Here is a 17,922-nt window from a genome sequence, read left to right on the forward strand (position 1 = left end):
TGCTGCCTCTAATTTAAATTCAGCACTAAATAATCGTCTTGTTCGTTTTGTCATGATGTCACCTATCCATGTTAAGAGGTGATGATATCACCTCTGAGTAGGTGGCCAAATTTAATGTACCACTACATATCATACAGCGTTAAATGTGAAGGGAGACTCTGAGACTTTATTATCGCATAGGATATTGGAAATTCTTCATCTTCAATACTCTCTATCGTGACATTTTTTGTTTCAACCCCTGATGCTGGATAAGCAATAACATCTGTTTTATTTACTCTCTGACCATCATTATTAATAGGCCCCTTACCATCAGGATAATAAACGTTTAAGTTTACTGGGCGCCCATCGAAGTAATCAAGATACAGTGAAGTGAAAGATAGCGTTGGCTGTCTATATACTCCTCCTATCACCCCTCTTCCACCACGGGCAACCTCATTACACTCTTGATCCCAATCATCCGCAGTGCCGTAAGCTGGAGAGTAAATGTCATTAAATTTACTTGAGTCCAATACAAATGATCTTGAATTAACATCAATATCCATTTGCTCAAACATTTGTATAAAGTCATCGCAATATTTTACAGCGATAGTGCTGGACGAAAAAAAATAATTGTAAGTATCAGTACGATGTTGCCCTACAGGAGGACAGTCTTTTTCCAATACCTCTCTTTGGTTTTTAATCGTCTGTTTTAAGTAATCAGAATATTGCTTTTTATATTCTTTCATTTCTGATTTTAACGAGTCATACATATGTTTAGATAAATTGTCTTTGTGATGCAGTAAAACATCCCTTAAAAAAGTCATATGTAACGAAGCGAAAACACCAAATAATGGACACAATATATATTCATAGCCTTTTTGTTGAAACTCTGGGCCCTCTCTTATGAAGTCATCATTTAACGTAACAATAAGAGACGTTATCTCTGTAGCTAAATCCAATCACTCGTACTCTCCCCCAGAGAGTGGTAAAATCCACGCCCCATTTTGCGATAGATTAAGCCATGTACGATTCCCTTTTTACTCCATTTCGCTCATCGATTGAGGCTATCGCCTTACCTGAACGTTTTACTTATCCTTTTTGTTATAAGCCACATCCACTGAGTGTGTTAGCCGCGCAAGAGTTGCAACAACACCTAGAAACACAAACCGAATGGCAACACGATTTTGGTTTAGATGGCTTAAATAAAGACAGTGATAATCACGCCATTGGCAATATGTTCGGTGTGTTAGTGGTACAAAGCGAGCAAGGTAACATCGGTTATCTATCGGCATTTTCAGGCACTATCGCAGGGCAAACACAGTTACCTCACTTTGTGCCGCCTGTGTTTGATGCGCTTAACACCGATCCTGAGATCCAAGCGATTAAACACGCGCTTACAGCACTAGAATCTGACATTGAATCTATTGCGTCTTCGCCTCAGTTCATTGCGCTGCAACAGCAATATACCCAAGCGAAAACGCAAGCAGAGCAAGAATCTGAAACCTTTCGTTTACAGATGATTGAACAGCGTAAACAGCGTAAATTACAACGCAAAGCTGCCGAGCAAAGTGAGGATGAAAACGTTAAAACTGACGTGTTTCATCGTCTAGCCCGTGAAAGTGCTTACGATAAACATCAGCAAAAAGCCTTGCGCCAACAGTGGCAACAAACGCTGCAATCACTAAGCGAACAGCTTGAAGCTGATACCACTGCGCTTGCTAAACTGAAAACCAAGCAAAGTAAATTAGCAGCACAGTTAGAACAAAGTATTCATCGCCAATACCGCTTTGTGAACCAATTTGGGGAATATAAAGATCTCAATCAGATGTTTGATGAGCCATTACAAGGGGCGGGCGATTGCGCTATCGTCAAACTGCTTCAGTATGCGTTTAACCACCAATTAACACCGTTAGCAATGGCAAATTTCTGGTGGGGTAAGTCCCCCGCGCCACAAATGCTAAAACATGCTTATTTTTATGAAGCCTCAAAAAACAAATGTGGGCCTATTTTAGCCCATATGTTGTCTGGCATTGAGATAGACGAGAACCCACTAGAGCAAAACCCAGCCGAAGGCAAAGAGCTAAGTATTGTTTATCAAGACGATGCGATGGTAATTGTTAATAAACCTGCGGAGTTCTTATCTGTACCCGGTAAAACCATTACCGATTCTGTATATAGCCGAATGCAAGCCATGTTCCCAGATAGCGATAGCCCGTTGATTGTCCATCGTTTAGATATGTCGACCTCTGGCTTAATGGTCATTGCCTTAACCAAAGATGCCCACAAAGCACTGCAAAAACAGTTTATTGAGCGCACAGTCGAAAAACGTTACGTTGCCCTATTAGAAGGTAACAGTGACAGTGATAGCGGGCAGATTGATTTTCCAATCCGGGTGGATTTAGACGATCGCCCTCGTCAAATCGTGTGTTATCAATACGGCAAACCCGCACAAACCACATGGGAAGTGCTTGAGCGTAAGAATGGAAGAACCAAGGTCTATTACTACCCAAAAACAGGTCGTACACACCAGCTTCGTGTCCATTCCGCCCATGTTAAAGGGATGAACATGCCTATTGTCGGTGATGATTTATACGGGCAAAAAGGCGATCGTTTATGCTTACATGCTCAATACTTGGCATTCAACCATCCAACAACTAACGAGCATATGGTGTTTGAAGTCGCTGAAGATTTTTAAAGCCTAAATAACACCGCAAAAACGACAATGGCTGACGCATTTTTCGTTATGTGTCAGCCTACTTTCTTTCTTGATGAGTCCATGTGTTGGCGCGTGCGCCTACAACGTTCAGAGCAATACTTCACTTCATCCCAACATTGTTGCCACTTCTTGCGCCAAGTAAATGGCCGTTGGCAAACCACACACACCTTAGCGGGTAAATTGGATTTTTTGTGCATCACTTGTTCTTATTTAATAAACACAGTGCTAGTACGTTTAAAACCCTTTATTGGCTGTTATTTCCTATAAAAATCATCCTTTCACTTCTTGATGCAACCAATCACGAAACACTTGTACTTTAGCCATCAAGGTACAACGATTTTTGTCAAATTATGGCAAATGCGCGAAACCGAAAAAGACACACTGCATGTTGATACCAACGATCTTACTAATTGGAAAGTGATTGAGGGGCGTGAAACATGCCCGTTATTTCGCAACCCATTTGAATCGGTCCGTTTACAGACAGTCGCTGCGGTTAATGTTGTGTGTGATTTATCACTCGATGCCACAGAGATTTTAGTGGTTACTGGCTCAGTCAAACGTGACGGGATCAATCAAACTTTGTTAATAAAATTGCGTAATGATGTATTACGCTTTTTTAACGAATTTTGCAGTAACCATCATGTCACCAGCACCATCAAGTTTACAGTCTAGTTGGTGGTCTTTACCTTCAGCAATACGTTTAATAACCGCTTTCGTTCCTATTTTTAGCACCAGTGAACTGCCTTTGACTTTCAGATCTTTAATTAGCGTGACCTTATCGCCCTCTTGCAATAATGTGCCGTTAACATCTTTCACTACTATGGTTTCTTCCTCTGCAACCTCAGCAGGGTTCCATTCATAGGCACATTCAGGACACACTAGGTTCGCTTGATCTTGATACACATATTCAGATTGGCAGTTTGGGCACGGCGGTAAAGACATAATCACAACTTCTTTAAGCAATTAACAATAATACGCATTATGTTAATAGTTATAGCTAGCTAATACGAGTTTAATAACCCGTAATATCAAGTAAGTTAAAATAGCGACTAACATTGATTGTTACGGGTAACTTCAACACTCACTTTAATCATCGTTAGATTTACTACTGATCCCACGCTTTTAGGATAATACGCTCATCACCATCACGACGTACCCAACCATCTTTTTCCATTCTATTTGCTAATGGGATTGAGTATTTTCGGCTTAATTCTGTCCGATCTTTAATATCTCCCATCGATATGCGATCTTGAGGCTGATGTTCAGCTATCACGGCTTTAACTAAATCAAGATATAAACCCATATCGAAGTAAATGGTATCATCCAAAGCGGTAATATATTTTTGATGGCTGAGCTGTCTAAGCCACTTTTTCCCCCCTGCAACCGTTACTTTATTCAGTTCTAGTCCTGCTTTACCTAGCTCGCGTATTTGTTGCAGAATCTCTTGTGCCACAGGAGGTAATTCATCTTCGTTATCACCTTGCCCTAAGCACCATTTACCATAACTAACATGTACTTTTTCTTGCAGCTTTAATTGCTGCATTAAGATATCAATCACTGCTTCATTAATACGTAGACGTGTTGCTATTTCGGCAGATGACATTGAGATCCCATCAGACAGTAACGTCTGTATTTGCATAACACTGTCAGCTAACCAGCTATCTTCAAAACAATAAGGCGTTAAATAAGTTTGGCCTTGTGCCGATTCAAAACCTGCTTCGGTCGTTTCAAAGTAACCTTGTAGAGCGAGTAACATCTCACGTTGTGATTCAGGCTTTAAAAGTACCGGTAAATTATCTAATGCTTGGTATAAACGGCGTTTTTGATAACCCATAACAGGTGTTGACCACACAATTTCAGCACCGTGTTGTAGCCCACAGCCACCTTTTTGGATCATTGCTAATCGTTGTCCAAAAATCATTGGGATGGGCTTTTCAAAGGTTAGTCGTGCTAATTGAGTATTCGGAATATAACTTAACAATGCTGAGCCATGCCAAGTCCCCATGGCAACTTCAACATGGCGTTGTTTACGTTGCTTGAGTTTGTCTGACGTCTTATTGATACGAACGATGCACTGACTATGTAATGGCGGGGTTATTGTCGCAGATGTTAATAAGTGCCCTCGCCCTACTTCTTTACGGCTGATCCCTTTAACATTCACAGCAACACGGCAGGTGGCAGATAACTGCTGATGTTGTTGATGATAAGCTTGCAGAGAACGAACCGTTCCCATGATGTTACTAGGAAAGCAGCGAACCTTATCGCCAATACTCAATGTTCCCTGTGCCAATGTACCTGTAAGTACGGTGCCCATGCCATTTACGACAAATGAACGATCGATATACATTATTGGGGCTACGACCTGATCATCTGCAATATCCGTCGATGCTTTACGATCAATATTAGCTTTAACCGCCTCAATCAGTCGATCACGTAACGCCGGAATGTTGTCATTTTTTAAGGCTGATACACTGATAATTTCAGGTAATAAGCCCGTCATCTCCATCACATTGTCTAGCGCTTGATCTTCTACCGCACTGAGTTGCTCTGCCGTGACTTTATCGCGCTTGTTAATACACACGACGATATCTTCTATTCCCATCGCATGTGCAACTTGTAAGTGTGAGGTGGTCATCGGCATCCACCCTTCATCTGCCGCTATAACCAGCAATAGCACGTTAAGGTGCCATACACCTGATACCATATTACGTAGATAACGTTCATGTCCCGGGACATCCACAACCCCAATGGTATTATTGTTATCATCTTTAAAATAGGCAAAACCCAAATCTTGTGTCATACCTAATTGTTGTTCATGTGGACGCGCAGTGACGATACCTGTGAGTGCTTCAATTAAAGCGGTTTTACCGTGATCAACATGACCTGCCAAACCGATAACGGCTTGATATTTTTCTACATTATGAGGCTGTGAGACCATTACTACGACCTAATTGAAGTGAATAATATTTGTATTGAGATAAGGTATTAATTGTTGCGTATGTTGAGACATGAATACGCAGCTATTACTTTATAAACGTTTATCATCAAATTCTTAAGGTGATAGTAATAAACTTTAGGATATTAGTAATTGACTAGTATCAATTTGTATAACAAACAAATATTAGGCCTGTTTTTTAATGAAGTGTTTTTGCTTTTATCTGTATGATATTTATTCATACTCTTTATTATTTTCTATTAACAAGCAATAAAAAGCCCTGCTGATTGCAGGGCTTCGTTATATTTTAAAATTTCTATCTGATCACGTTATTGTCTTTCATATTCGTGATTAATATATCCGTTAATTCATCAATGATATTATTCATGTTACTTGGATCAACAGATTCTGATGATGTTGACCAAATCGGGATATGACTTTGCGTATCAAATAAGGTGAACTCAACGTTTACAAATTCGTAAGAAACAGAGTAACTATCATCGTAAATATAACTATAAGACGTATTGTAGTAGCTGTTAAAACTAATACCTCGGTTATAGCCATAACCGGTATTACCCGGATATCTCACTTCTTTATCTTCAATATTTATCAATTTTGCGACAAAAACGGTTTGGGTATTATGTTTTTTCACATAAGCCGCAATATCACCTTTAGACGGTAATTCATTAGGAAAAATTTGCGAACTCGGGATCGCATCCACCCCATGAGCTTGTAATTGTTTGACCATATCATCTTCAAAGATCCGTCTTACACGTAAGTTGTCAGACATAGCAACAACCATCGTGCTTTTTATTGGAAACTTTGTATATGACGAGTCCACCCAAGATGACGTAATATTACTTGACGCACACGCTGTTAATAGACTGCTTAATAATAAAATAAATAGATAACGCATAATACATCCCTTCACTTATGTTCTAAAATTAAAAATAGTACAGGGAAAGGAGAAATCAATAATGAGGAAGTGTATCGTCATTATTTTATTATTAATGAGTTGCAGCTCTGATAATGATTTAAAAAACAATGAAATTGCAAATAACGAAAAAAACTCTCAAAATGATAATAAAGATTTGCCTTTTGAAAAAGAAACAATAAATAATTTGTCATTTGATAATAATAAAAAATTTACAATTAAAGAGTTTATTTCCATCATTGAACATCCTATTTATAGCAGTCATGATAAACAAGAGGCTATCAATAAGTTAAAAGAGCTCGCCAATAGCGATTCTGATGCTGCATACTATTTAGGTCACCTGTATGAATTTGGAGAATGGGTTGAGTTATCTGAAGAAAAGGCGCGTTTTTACTATAAAATCTCCATTTCAAATGATAATCATACTTTCTCTCAATACTCTTTGGCATTAATGTTAATTGATGGCAGAGGAGGAGATGTTGACTTAAATTATGCAGAAGAGCTACTTCTACAAACAAATGCTAAAGGGCATGCTCCATCAACGTACACATTAGGTTACTTGTATTTTATTAAAAATAACTTTAAACGTTGCATTGAAATCTTCTCAGTTGATGACTTCGAAAAGAATGAATACAGTGACTACCTTCTTGCAATATCTTTGATTAATACTCGTTCTGAAATTGAAAGAGCCATTGATTTAATTGAAAGATCAGCCAAAAAAGGACATGGCTATTCACATTTTACATTAGGCGAAATTTATCAAAGTGGACTTTATAACAAGAAGAAAGACATCGCTAAAAGTCATAAACACTATCAAATGGCAGCAAAACAAAATATACCTAATGCTCACTTTAAATCAATCATCCTAAGTATCGATAATCCTTTTCTAATTAAAAACAATGAATATGATTTAGTTAAAGCACTTGAGAAAGAGGATAATAAAGGCAATCCAGATGCTAGTTTTTATTTGGCTCGTATCTACGACCAAGGCACTATCATTCAACAAAATTATAAAAAAGCTTTATTTTGGTATATTAAATCAGCCAATTTAGGAAATAATACTGCTATGTATAACTTGGCAAGTATGTATGCAAATGGCGATGGTACAAGTGAATCCATTGAAAAAGCCCAATATTGGCTAAATAAAGCCGCCCGAAATGGTAATAAAAAAGCGATTGAAGTAATCAATAGTATTAACTAAGTACACACATAGTTAAAAATCATCAAAGACATAAGATGAAATAAAAAATCCATATTTAGAAAATATGGATTTTTTATTCGCTTAATATTATGTTAGTTTTTAATCATCAACTCTTATAGCAAATTCCATTACCGCTCTTTCTCCGGGCGCGACGGTTCCTACATTACCAATTATCGCGCCAGTGCTTCCATCACTGATAATATTGATTGAACCTTTGTCTATATTAGGAATTCCCCCAACCACTTTAAACGTTGTAAAAGCTGGCGTCGCGTCAGTTAATACAACTTCGTGTGCATCTTCTATTGCAATATTCTCAGCAGTTAAGCGGTAAAGTATGCACTCACCGGGCGCAACAGAGAACGAATTTAATGAATAAGCACTTCCTGCATCAACTATACCATCGCAGCCGGCATCCTTAGCCTGCTCTTTGATGATTCGCATACTTATGTTGGCAACAGTTGTGGAGTCAACCATTAAAATATCCCCACAGCTTACTGTTGCCGAAATCGACGAGTTATTGACTGTGTTTAATGGGACATTTGAATCAACTGTGACTTTTAAGAAAATAGTGACTTCCGTTAAAGGGGCAAAGTCCACTGTGGAATCAATCTTAGTATCATTACCATCGAACTCACCATTACCATTGCTATCTAAATATATCATTGATGTAAAACCGGGCTCTGAATCCAATAGAGAGAATGAGACGCCTGTGTATGTTTCTGCTGTATTGTTATCAATAATATGTTTATAGATGGTTGCTCGCCCTGGCTGGGTAACGCCAGATTGATTTGGTGTACCGATGACTAAACATTGGTCTCCTCCACCTCCTGGACCAACAATATTAATTAACTCAACGGAAACCGCAGTGAAAACGGTATCTTCAGCACCAGTAGAAGGGGAACTCACCTTAAAATAGAGGTTTTCAGTTGAGATACCTACCGTTTGGTCAATAGAAACTAGCGCTCTGATTTCAATGCTTTCATCAGGTAAGAGAAGAGGAATATTTGTTATTGGTGTGCCATTCGTGTCTGTATACACAACGGTAAAACCACTTGTTAATACCTTTGAAGAGAAAGGAATAACATTACTAAAATCTAATACATATGTATCTGCAACAGTCGAGGTATTGGTAATAAATATCGTAAACGTTGTGGATGTAGACGGGTTAGCTGTATTCGTAACGACAGCAGCCCCCTCGACACCGGCTCCATACCCACAGCCGTCATTCACATTATCACAGTTATTCTGTGTCGTTGATGATGTTTCAGAAGGATAATTTATTGTAATGTCGACAGTGCTTTGAGCAATCGTTGTTAATTGGTTACCCACTGTATCCGACTGAGAAGTATCACTCGAAGAAGTTGCTTGTAGTGCTACAAAATAGGGCCCACCACCAAATGAACCCGGTGGTAATGTAGCTGTAACGATAACTTTAGCACCACATTGGCTACCAGCCGCTGTAATCAAATAAGAAGGACAGGTTGAGCCAGCGGCAGGAATAACACCGGTATCGACTTTACTGTCACCGTCGTTATCGAGTAAAGGTACTACACCGTTACCGGCATAGATCATAAAACTTGTACCCGCAGGGAACGTGGATGAAGGTAAGAGTTCAAGATTAAATGTATCTTCATCATTACCTAAGTTCCAGATATAGCTTGTAAATGACACTCTAGAACCTTGCGCTGCATTGGCAACAGTCATTAGTTCATAGTTAATATTATCGGTTGCATTACAAGCCGTATCATTGGCACCACATCCCCCTGTATTCGCAACAACTGCATGAAGTGGTGTGATAGTAAATGGGACGGTATTGGTTTTATATTTATGTTGCTCGCTTGCTCCCACAATACCGTCATTGTCTTCATCGTAGCCAAACGTTACTTGGTTCGTTAATCTAGAGGCAACTAAGCCAGAATCTATCATTACCTCAAAACTTATCGTCGCCCTTTGATTTGAAGATAAGCCATCTAGAGTAAACGAAACTTTATCTTGCGAAAGACAAGATGGAGCACCTGCTATACATGATGTGAATGATAAATCACTATCTCCTTCGCTGACACTGCCACTAGATATATCACCAATTATGCCGCTGCTCAGGCTCCAAGTTACGTTCCCATTGAATCTCATTCCAACTGGAAGCTCATCACTTAGCATAATGCCGTTTGTCTGAGTCAATGACATATCGGTTAAACCGACATTACTATAAGACAATGTCACCACATATGGACCACTTGGAGAAGCCCCCTCATTTTGATTCATAGATTTGGTCATTTCTATGATCGGTAAATTTGTTACTGTCACTGTATCTGTATTAATCGCAGAACTCGCACCACCAGAAAGCACCGTTGTCGCGTTATTAGCAAATGACTGACTTGTTGCAGTAAAAGAAACGGTACCCGTATCTCCATTTGATGCACTCGGTGAAATAGCACCCAAAAGAACAACATGATAGCTTTCACCCGGCGCCAAAGGACCAATAGAAGATATTATTCCTAAGGACTCATCTTCTATACCATCATTATTTTCATCAGGATAAATAGCAATGCTCGTCATTGCTGTGCTAGAAAGAGACGTGGATAATGTAAAAGAATCTTCATCATTACCCGTATTGGTAATAATGTGATTAAATCTTACTGTACCAGAGGGGGCAACAAACTTAGTCTGATCAGCGCTAACCGTTACAGAAACAACGGGCTGAACGAATGTTTCAACTATATTAGAAGCTGTTGAACGAGTAATGTTATTGCTGTCTTTATAGGTCGCACCTACTTGGTTTTTAATAATCGTACCAGACTCGGTCAATGCATAACTAAGAGGACTCACAAAAAGATAAAATATTACAATTAGACCAAAGAAGTACCTTATATAATGCATATGACGTCCTCTGTAAAAATTAGTCAGATTGTTTTACTTCATACATCATTTCAACTGGATTAGAATCAGTGCCAAGTAAAAGAATTTGAACACGCCGATTAACAAAATTGGCATCTCTATCATTCGTTTTCAGGTATTTGTTACTAACCCCTGATGAAGTTACTACTATTCGAGTTCTCATAACGCCACTATCAATTAGATATCTCGCCACCGATAAGGCTCTATTTTGTGATAATTTATTGTTGTAATTTTTACTGCCTTCAGGATCAGCTGATCCAATTAACGCAACTTTCAACTCAATATTACTAAGCAATGTTTGCGCCACTTTATCTAACTTTAACTTATCACCATAATCTAATTGAAAATCATCAAAATCAAAATTAATCACACTGGGCCATTCGTAGTAAACACTATATAAATCTGAATCTAATTGAGATAAATCACCATAGTCGACGAATATCTCTTCTTCCTTAACACAACCGCTTTGAATTAGGAGAAAAGAAGAAAGAACTGATAGAAATAATAACTTCTTCATTCAGGTATTACCTCATTATTCACTTAGCCAACCAAACAGACTCTCATCAAGAGCGAACATAATATCGAAATAAAATCCATCTAAGTTATAACCCTGAGGGTCTAAGTCACTATCAGCAAATCCCATAAAATTATATCCAACGCCAAGACGAATATTTCTATAAATTATATAATTTGCTCCTATACCAACTGAATAACGTCGACTATCAAACCAGTCAGTTCCTAATATTCCGCCATGAACATCGAAATCCCAACGTGTACTAAAGTTATAAATTAATCTCGCATCAAGTATGGTGGATACAGAGTTATAATAATCATCGTAATATGAAAAATCTTCTAATTTAACTCCCAACCTACCAGATAATATCCAATCATTTGACCACTCAAGATTTTGATGAGCAGAAAAGATATGGGCTTCTCTTTTGTTTTCATTATCCTCAACTTTCCATTCATAGGATGTTAGAAGGTGATAATTATTCTTTAATCTTGGTCTGTAAGCAGCAGCGATACTTAAATGGTTATCCCAAGTATTCTTTGTCTCTTTTTTATCTACGTATCGATACTCTTCCCTTACTAAACCGCTCCAATCCTGATTTAAGCGTGTGATCCACGCACCAAGGAAACCGTAATAGTTTTCCTGATCACCACGTCTAAATTCCATTCTCCCTGTTGTTTTAAAATTAGGGTTACGTATATCAGCTACCCCCAAAGAAACGGCAAAACCTGACTCTTTATCCCCTTTTAAAACCTCTACATACTCAACAGATGGGTCAACGCTGATACCTGGAATAACTTCAAACTGTCCACGGTAACCGTTAGCCAGTTCCATCATTTTTCCGTTGCTAACGCCACGTTGCCTAAATTCGTTAAATGTACTGCCTCCATGCAGCCAATCTATATCAATACCAGCTGTAAACTGACTTGTTGTTCCACTACCTAAATTATTAATACCCGTTAGTGAATCAATGTATTCATATTGACTATAAACGCTTGCCTGTTTGTGTAATTGCCAATCTGCTTTTATATTAAAACGCTGTTTGCTCTTATGACCGAAGCTTCGTTCATATTCAGAATCAATACGACCGGGCTTATTAAATAAATCAAATGTTCGACCTAATCCTAAAATAGCCGTTGTATAACTTTCCGTTTGTTCTTCTGTTTTATTTTTTATATATCGACTACCTAATGTCGTTGTCCACTTAGAACCCAAAATTTTTGAATCGATATTTACTGCCACAGACTGTTGATAATCTTTAGTCGATAATTTTTCTGAGTGGCTAGCATTAATATTTAAATTCATTAATCCAGATAATTTTTGTCTATGAAGTAATTTAAACTCCTGCCTTCCAGCTACTACTGGTGCTGCAGAATTAGAGAAATCATCATCTGCATATGAGTATTCTAATTCAGAGAAACTGCCAGGGCTCCAATCGCGTTTTAATTTTAATTTATAAGCCATTGCATTTGAGACTTTTTTAGTCTCATCGATTGATGATATTGAACCAAGCATTTCATCCTCAGACAGCCTATCGTGTGATAAGGATGCGACGGATGCTTTGATCTCAGTTTTATTATTTATATTATAATTTACCCAAATACCTCCTAAGTGATAACCAGTAGAATCACTGCTGTTATATTCATAACTAAAGCCCGAATCAAAGTATGAATTAAACTTATAAAACCCGCGCGTACCAGCGACTTCATACTTTTCCCCGTCACCATCTAAATCATAAGCAATACGAATTTTAACTGGATTAAAATCCTCATCAAACATCGGGATGACCCTATTGAATCTGATAGCACCTGTAAAATAATCAATTGTGTAATCAAAATAACGTTTGAGAGATGTCTCTTTTATTATAAGACCCGGGTTATCTCTACTGTAAGTAATAAGGGAAACAATGTCAGAGTGACGAACTAATCGACCATCAGTTAAGGTATAATCCATTGCTGTACCATTACCGGGTACTTCCTCGACCTTATGCAAATCTTCTGCTTGTGAGGCATATAATTGAAGGCGAACGGGACCTTTATCAAATACGCCACTAAAACCATTAAGTATTTGGCTTGTTCTGGCTAAATCATATTCATATACACCGTCAGATGTACTGAAGTCACCCCACATTGCATAACTGCGATCTCTTTCGAGTTTAACGAATAATTTTGAATCACTTCTTGCATCATAACCCCTGATACTTGCGTCACCGGGAGCAGGATAGTAACTATCAGGTGAAATTTCTCTTTGTAACGCTACATCTTCTTTTGCCGAGTCATAGCTTAATGTTAAGTGTAAATCTCCTTTAATATTACCTTTCATGAAAATAGCGGCTCTTTCATCGTCAGAATAATGTTGATTTTCAAAACCCTCTTTTTGTGAAGACGGTACTAAACCTGAAAATTTACCATATTTACCAGTATAACTAAGTATACCGTTAACAAATAAAGGTCGACTTGCTGCGACTTGATAAATATCTACAACATCTTCAAGCGCATTGAGCTCTGCTTTAACTTTTATTTTTCCTGATTCGTTACTACTACGCAGATAGATCGTTTTTACCCCATTAATTACTCGAACCTGATGACCATTAATAGACGCTTGGATATCTGGTTCTAACCAAGGCAATCCCATATCATTATTTAACGTTACAAAGTAAATACCCCGCGCTAAATTTCCAAACTCATCGGTTAATTTTAATGTTATTGGTATTGCAGATCGTCCACCATCAGCCTGTAATGATGTTTCATCTAAAATTAATTCTATATTTTTCGCTGATTTAGGGTGACGAAATTCCTTTTCTAACAATATCCTTTCATTACCAAAACTATCCATTGTTTTTATTTGGGCAAGGTTTGTTCCATCAGTAAGTTCTACCCCATACCAAGCTAATATTTGGGCCCTTTCCTTTTTATTGATAATACGTTCACCAAGTTGGGTGTCATCAACTAGATCACCATTAATGTATAAGCTAGGGTTAACATCACCTCTAATTACAACAATAAAACGACCATCATAACTATATTCGCCTTTTGGCCAATACCATGTACCTTCTTTTGCTTCAGACTGAGTAATCGTTTTTACTTCTTCCTGAGGTAGAGGTACTTTATCTTCTATAAGATTATCAATGTTTAATTTATCGTCATCTAAAATACGATCATATAATGTTTCTTTTGGTTTATTCTCAATATTATTTTCAATCAACTTTTGGCGTAAATTAATTAAATTTTCTTGATTGTGACTAAAACCAATTCTTACTCCAACAACATCATTAGAGACTGGATAAATATATGATTTCTTTTTTATATTACGTGGCAGTTTATTGATGAAATTTTCAGCTTCTATCTGATTGCCTTCAAATGTTTGCAGGGCATAACCTTTAAATGAAGACAATTTTGATACACTCTCGTTTTTATTATCACCCTTATTTTTAGGCCCACTGACAACACCAGATACTAAATCTGACGTGTTTACCTTTTTCGACGTTGTCTTTTTATTACCATTACTTTTTATTTGTTCTTCAAATAACCAGTCGCCATTAATATTTTCATTTCGCTTCTTAAGTTCCTCATAAATTTCTTCTTGATTATCTGTAGGGCATGGGCTAACAAAATCTGCCTTGTGCATTTCCCCCCCCATGAGATCAATGAATTGAGAAAATGGTACTCCAGCATTTCTACTTCCATTTACTGATAGTTCAATATCATCTGGTAATGTTTCTCTATCAACTTTTAGTACGTGATTTCCGGGGTTAATACCAAACATTGAATACTGACCATTTTCATCTGTGATAACATAATCACCCGTTTCTAAATATATTTTTACTCCACCAATCGGCCAGATATCACTTTTCATTAACTTATTACATTTGGCATTAATAAATACACGACCAAAAATGATACCACTGTCGGACATCACGCCTGTTTGAGAAGGGATGATCTGATAATTATCGACATTTGATGTGATTAGTCCTCCACCAGCCATCGAAGAGGCTTCGGCATAGGCGTAATTAATTCCATCAGAATCAATCGCACCTGCAGATAACTGTAAGACGTAATCAAGCGTATATACACCATAAGTAGGCTCAAAGTTTACCCCTTTGAGCTCTCCAATAGAGAATGTGTAAGTGTCTTTATTTTCATTCGCTATTGGATCATCTATCTTAACCTCGTTTAAACGAGCACTGCCTTCTATATATTTAAATCCATAAGGAATCTTATCAATAATTTTAGCATTATAGAGTGAGCCGTCAGGTAAGGTATTATTTACTATTATTGTATATTTAACAAAGCTACCAACTTCAGCTGTTTTTTTATCTGCCGTTTTACTTAACGTTAATTTTCTATCGACAATTCCTGGATCAATCGGAATATCGAATTGATTTACTAATGTACGACCTCTAATTTCAAAGATACCTGAATCAGCAATATTTTCATTACCAAAAGGACCATAAGACTCAGGCTTAACATTAAAAATATTAAATGTATTAATATCTGTATAATTAGAAGGCCACGTAAATCCTGTAGGAGGATCCACAGAAATAAAATAATATTCATTATCGGACTTAGTTAATTTAGGATATAATGCAATACCATTTTCATTCGTCCTCACTGACGCAATAGGAGCCTTATAATTATCAACATTAGGCGCTCTTACTTTAGCATCAGGGGCGGAACCATTTGTTGTTTGATAAAAATGTACATCTACATTTTCTACAGGTTTAAATGTCGTTGTATCAAACACAGTGAACTCTGGGCTTATTTTAGCGGTGGTATCCAAAATAATTTTTGCAGAGCCACGACGCATAACATCTAAGTAAAGTACGTCATCCGTTTCTGATTTAATTTCACAATTTTCCGCCGTAGTCCCCTGAAGAAAATCTGCGTTAAAATTAACCAATGCTGTTATTCCTGACACTAAGTCTGAGAGCGCCGAAAAACCAGAACCAGCTCCTGAAGGAACCACACTACTATTGACATCATCCAGGCAGTGATCTTGTTTAACACGAAGAAAATCTTCATCAATCAACGATGCATGAAGCGGTATAATACTTCTAAATATGCCTGTATTGGCACCTGTTTCAGCAAACATCCAATGAAAAGAATCTTTACCTTTTTCAGTTCTTACCATGATTGGATAGTGAGAACTTTCTGGACCAATAATATCGATAACCGAACGATGCATATTGGCTTCTACTAATTCAATACGCGCACTAATTGCATCAAGCTTTACATGAAATTCTTCCGTTTCTTTAACAAAATAAAAATCGTTATCAATATAGTGATCATCATCAGAGTGTCTCACTAAAACATTTTGACTCGCTGCAAACAATTCAGGGTTAAACAATTGAAATCTAATCACTTGATTATTATCAGGGTCATTCGAAAATGAAGAGCTATCATCAAACAAGGTATTACAAACTTTACTGCTTTGAGTCACAATGTTTTCAGAATCAGAGATCTCAGCTTCTGCTCTAGAGTAAACTTGAAGAGGGCTCAAATCACCACGTGGTAAAATAGTATTCGCTTCTAGATAGTAGCTAAAGTGTCCCGACTGCCCAGGTTTAAGGTGATCTGGTGATACAAGAAAACCTATCTTTTCTACATTACCGTCACCATCCCAAGTACCGTAATCATGCCAGTCTAAGGTTTCATTTTCTTGTTCTAGTAAGAACGTATTATTAATCCCAACAACGACAAGTCCTCCATTAAACACGCCGTTTGAATTAGGCATAGTGAAATTAATAGGTGCATGATCTCTTAGTGGAGTCCCGTCATCATTAAGTTTATCTTGCTTTAACCGAACATTGGCGGGAAGTGTTACCGTAATTAATACACCGGTCACATATGATGAAAGTAATTGACCCGCTTCATTTTTGGTAAAAACGAGATAACCGTCAGAGGATACATCAGGTAATTTATTCCCAATACTATTATAATGAACGATATATTCCATATCGCCAAGTGGACCAACATGTTGAGAACAAATAGGATTATTATGAATAGTTAGATTAATTACTGAACCATCTACAACAACAACCTTTATATTACTAAACTCTGATTTATTATTATTACCAAGTGAAACAATATTACCACTTAAGTTATAAAAATCTCCTTCGACAGCATGACTTGGAATCGATATTACGTAAAGTAACGCTGTTATTTCATCAACACCAAGAATAGACGTTATATAATTGCCATCACTGTCTTTTTTTAATTCATTTTCGCCAGCATCAAGAATACCATTGCCATCAAAGTCATTATATATTTTAACTTCACCTGAATTAAATGAGTATATATCGCCATTATCTCCTGGAGAGTTAATTACATTAACCTTATAACTATCTTTTGTATTACTGGTATTTCTAATCGTAATAGGTATATTAATCGTTGTTCCTGCTGCTGCTAACCTTTGGCTATTTTCATCTTCAACATCACTAAAGTCAGTTATTAATTCGAAATCATAAACACGCGCAACAGTAATTGTCGAAAAATTAGAAATAACCGAAATGTTTGTTCCAGATTCTGGATCAAAATATGTTATCTGCGATTGATGCGTGATTCTTGTCCCTGCAGGAGTAAGAGCAGAGACATAGAAACTATTGCAACATAGAATGAAGATAACTAATAACTTAAAAATAGTTACCACATAATAGGATGCCATTGCGATCTCCAAGGGAAAAAGAAAAGGGCTTATTAAACGAATTAGCAATACGCTTAATAAGCCCCCCTACAATCGTAGGGAGGACTTT

Annotated in this window: 11 protein-coding genes; 3 read left to right on the forward strand and 8 right to left on the reverse strand. The window is 37.3% G+C overall.

The annotated features are described in order from the left end of the window. Positions 1–122 precede the first annotated feature (122 nt). Entirely contained in the window at positions 123–938 is an 816-nt protein-coding gene (locus C9J40_RS07885; RefSeq protein WP_199188061.1) for a hypothetical protein, read from the reverse strand. Between the two features lie 62 nt (positions 939–1,000). On the opposite strand from C9J40_RS07885, the gene C9J40_RS07890 reads away from it, so the two are divergent. Continuing rightward, positions 1,001–2,674 (forward strand): RluA family pseudouridine synthase, encoded by a 1,674-nt coding sequence (locus C9J40_RS07890; RefSeq protein ID WP_107246410.1) that lies wholly within the window; start codon positions 1,001–1,003, stop codon positions 2,672–2,674. Between the two features lie 53 nt (positions 2,675–2,727). Here the strand turns inward: C9J40_RS07890 and C9J40_RS07895 are convergent, their stop codons facing one another. Beyond that, positions 2,728–2,892: a DUF2256 domain-containing protein gene (locus C9J40_RS07895; protein ID WP_107246412.1), complete on the reverse strand. Its 165-nt coding sequence runs from the start codon at positions 2,890–2,892 to the stop codon at positions 2,728–2,730. Between the two features lie 91 nt (positions 2,893–2,983). Between C9J40_RS07895 and C9J40_RS07900 the strand changes: the two genes are divergently transcribed. Continuing rightward, on the forward strand, positions 2,984–3,367 hold the full coding sequence (locus C9J40_RS07900; protein ID WP_233220308.1) for a hypothetical protein: 384 nt from the start codon (positions 2,984–2,986) through the stop codon (positions 3,365–3,367). Here C9J40_RS07900 and C9J40_RS07905 read toward each other — a convergent pair. The 3 genes from C9J40_RS07905 to C9J40_RS07915 all read right to left on the reverse strand — a co-directional run bounded on the left by C9J40_RS07905 (position 3,302) and on the right by C9J40_RS07915 (position 6,420). Next, complete coding sequence (locus tag C9J40_RS07905) at positions 3,302–3,637, reverse strand: zinc ribbon domain-containing protein YjdM (protein WP_107206750.1); 336 nt, start codon at positions 3,635–3,637, stop codon at positions 3,302–3,304. The genes C9J40_RS07900 and C9J40_RS07905 overlap by 66 nt on opposite strands. 163 nt (positions 3,638–3,800) lie before the next feature. Next, on the reverse strand, positions 3,801–5,633 hold the full coding sequence (gene selB / locus C9J40_RS07910; RefSeq protein WP_107246414.1) for a selenocysteine-specific translation elongation factor: 1,833 nt from the start codon (positions 5,631–5,633) through the stop codon (positions 3,801–3,803). A 313-nt stretch (positions 5,634–5,946) separates the two neighbouring features. Then, positions 5,947–6,420, reverse strand: coding sequence for a hypothetical protein (locus tag C9J40_RS07915; protein WP_233218485.1), 474 nt, complete (start codon positions 6,418–6,420; stop codon positions 5,947–5,949). 187 nt (positions 6,421–6,607) lie between these two features. Here C9J40_RS07915 and C9J40_RS07920 point away from each other — a divergent pair, with 187 nt between their 5' ends. Next, the gene (locus tag C9J40_RS07920) at positions 6,608–7,765 is read left to right on the forward strand and encodes a tetratricopeptide repeat protein (protein WP_107246416.1); all 1,158 of its coding nucleotides are present in this window, start codon (positions 6,608–6,610) and stop codon (positions 7,763–7,765) included. 99 nt (positions 7,766–7,864) lie between these two features. On the opposite strand, the gene C9J40_RS07925 is transcribed toward C9J40_RS07920, so the two are convergent. The 3 genes from C9J40_RS07925 to C9J40_RS07935 are packed head-to-tail and all read right to left on the reverse strand — an operon-like array spanning position 7,865 to position 17,834. Then, positions 7,865–10,642 (reverse strand): hypothetical protein, encoded by a 2,778-nt coding sequence (locus C9J40_RS07925; protein ID WP_107246417.1) that lies wholly within the window; start codon positions 10,640–10,642, stop codon positions 7,865–7,867. 19 nt (positions 10,643–10,661) lie between these two features. After that, complete coding sequence (locus tag C9J40_RS07930; RefSeq protein WP_107206755.1) at positions 10,662–11,177, reverse strand: OmpA family protein; 516 nt, start codon at positions 11,175–11,177, stop codon at positions 10,662–10,664. A gap of 15 nt (positions 11,178–11,192) precedes the next feature. Continuing rightward, the gene (locus C9J40_RS07935) at positions 11,193–17,834 is read right to left on the reverse strand and encodes a DUF11 domain-containing protein (RefSeq protein WP_107206756.1); all 6,642 of its coding nucleotides are present in this window, start codon (positions 17,832–17,834) and stop codon (positions 11,193–11,195) included. Between the last annotated feature and the right edge of the window lie 88 nt (positions 17,835–17,922).

The organism is Photobacterium sp. GB-72, assembly GCF_003026095.1.
Taxonomy (GTDB): Bacteria; Pseudomonadota; Gammaproteobacteria; order Enterobacterales; family Vibrionaceae; genus Photobacterium.

What these genes read in the sequence shown, in the direction of transcription:
- C9J40_RS07900 (WP_233220308.1), top strand. Translation starts at nt 2,984, where the DNA reads ATGCAACCAATCACGAAACACTTGTACTTTAGCCATCAAGGTACAACG.
- C9J40_RS07905 (WP_107206750.1), bottom strand. Translation starts at nt 3,637, where the DNA reads ATGTCTTTACCGCCGTGCCCAAACTGCCAATCTGAATATGTGTATCAA.
- C9J40_RS07925 (WP_107246417.1), bottom strand. Translation starts at nt 10,642, where the DNA reads ATGCATTATATAAGGTACTTCTTTGGTCTAATTGTAATATTTTATCTT.
- C9J40_RS07935 (WP_107206756.1), bottom strand. Translation starts at nt 17,834, where the DNA reads ATGGCATCCTATTATGTGGTAACTATTTTTAAGTTATTAGTTATCTTC.
- selB (WP_107246414.1), bottom strand. Translation starts at nt 5,633, where the DNA reads ATGGTCTCACAGCCTCATAATGTAGAAAAATATCAAGCCGTTATCGGT.
- C9J40_RS07895 (WP_107246412.1), bottom strand. Translation starts at nt 2,892, where the DNA reads ATGCACAAAAAATCCAATTTACCCGCTAAGGTGTGTGTGGTTTGCCAA.
- C9J40_RS07930 (WP_107206755.1), bottom strand. Translation starts at nt 11,177, where the DNA reads ATGAAGAAGTTATTATTTCTATCAGTTCTTTCTTCTTTTCTCCTAATT.
- C9J40_RS07920 (WP_107246416.1), top strand. Translation starts at nt 6,608, where the DNA reads ATGAGGAAGTGTATCGTCATTATTTTATTATTAATGAGTTGCAGCTCT.
- C9J40_RS07915 (WP_233218485.1), bottom strand. Translation starts at nt 6,420, where the DNA reads ATGTCTGACAACTTACGTGTAAGACGGATCTTTGAAGATGATATGGTC.
- C9J40_RS07890 (WP_107246410.1), top strand. Translation starts at nt 1,001, where the DNA reads ATGTACGATTCCCTTTTTACTCCATTTCGCTCATCGATTGAGGCTATC.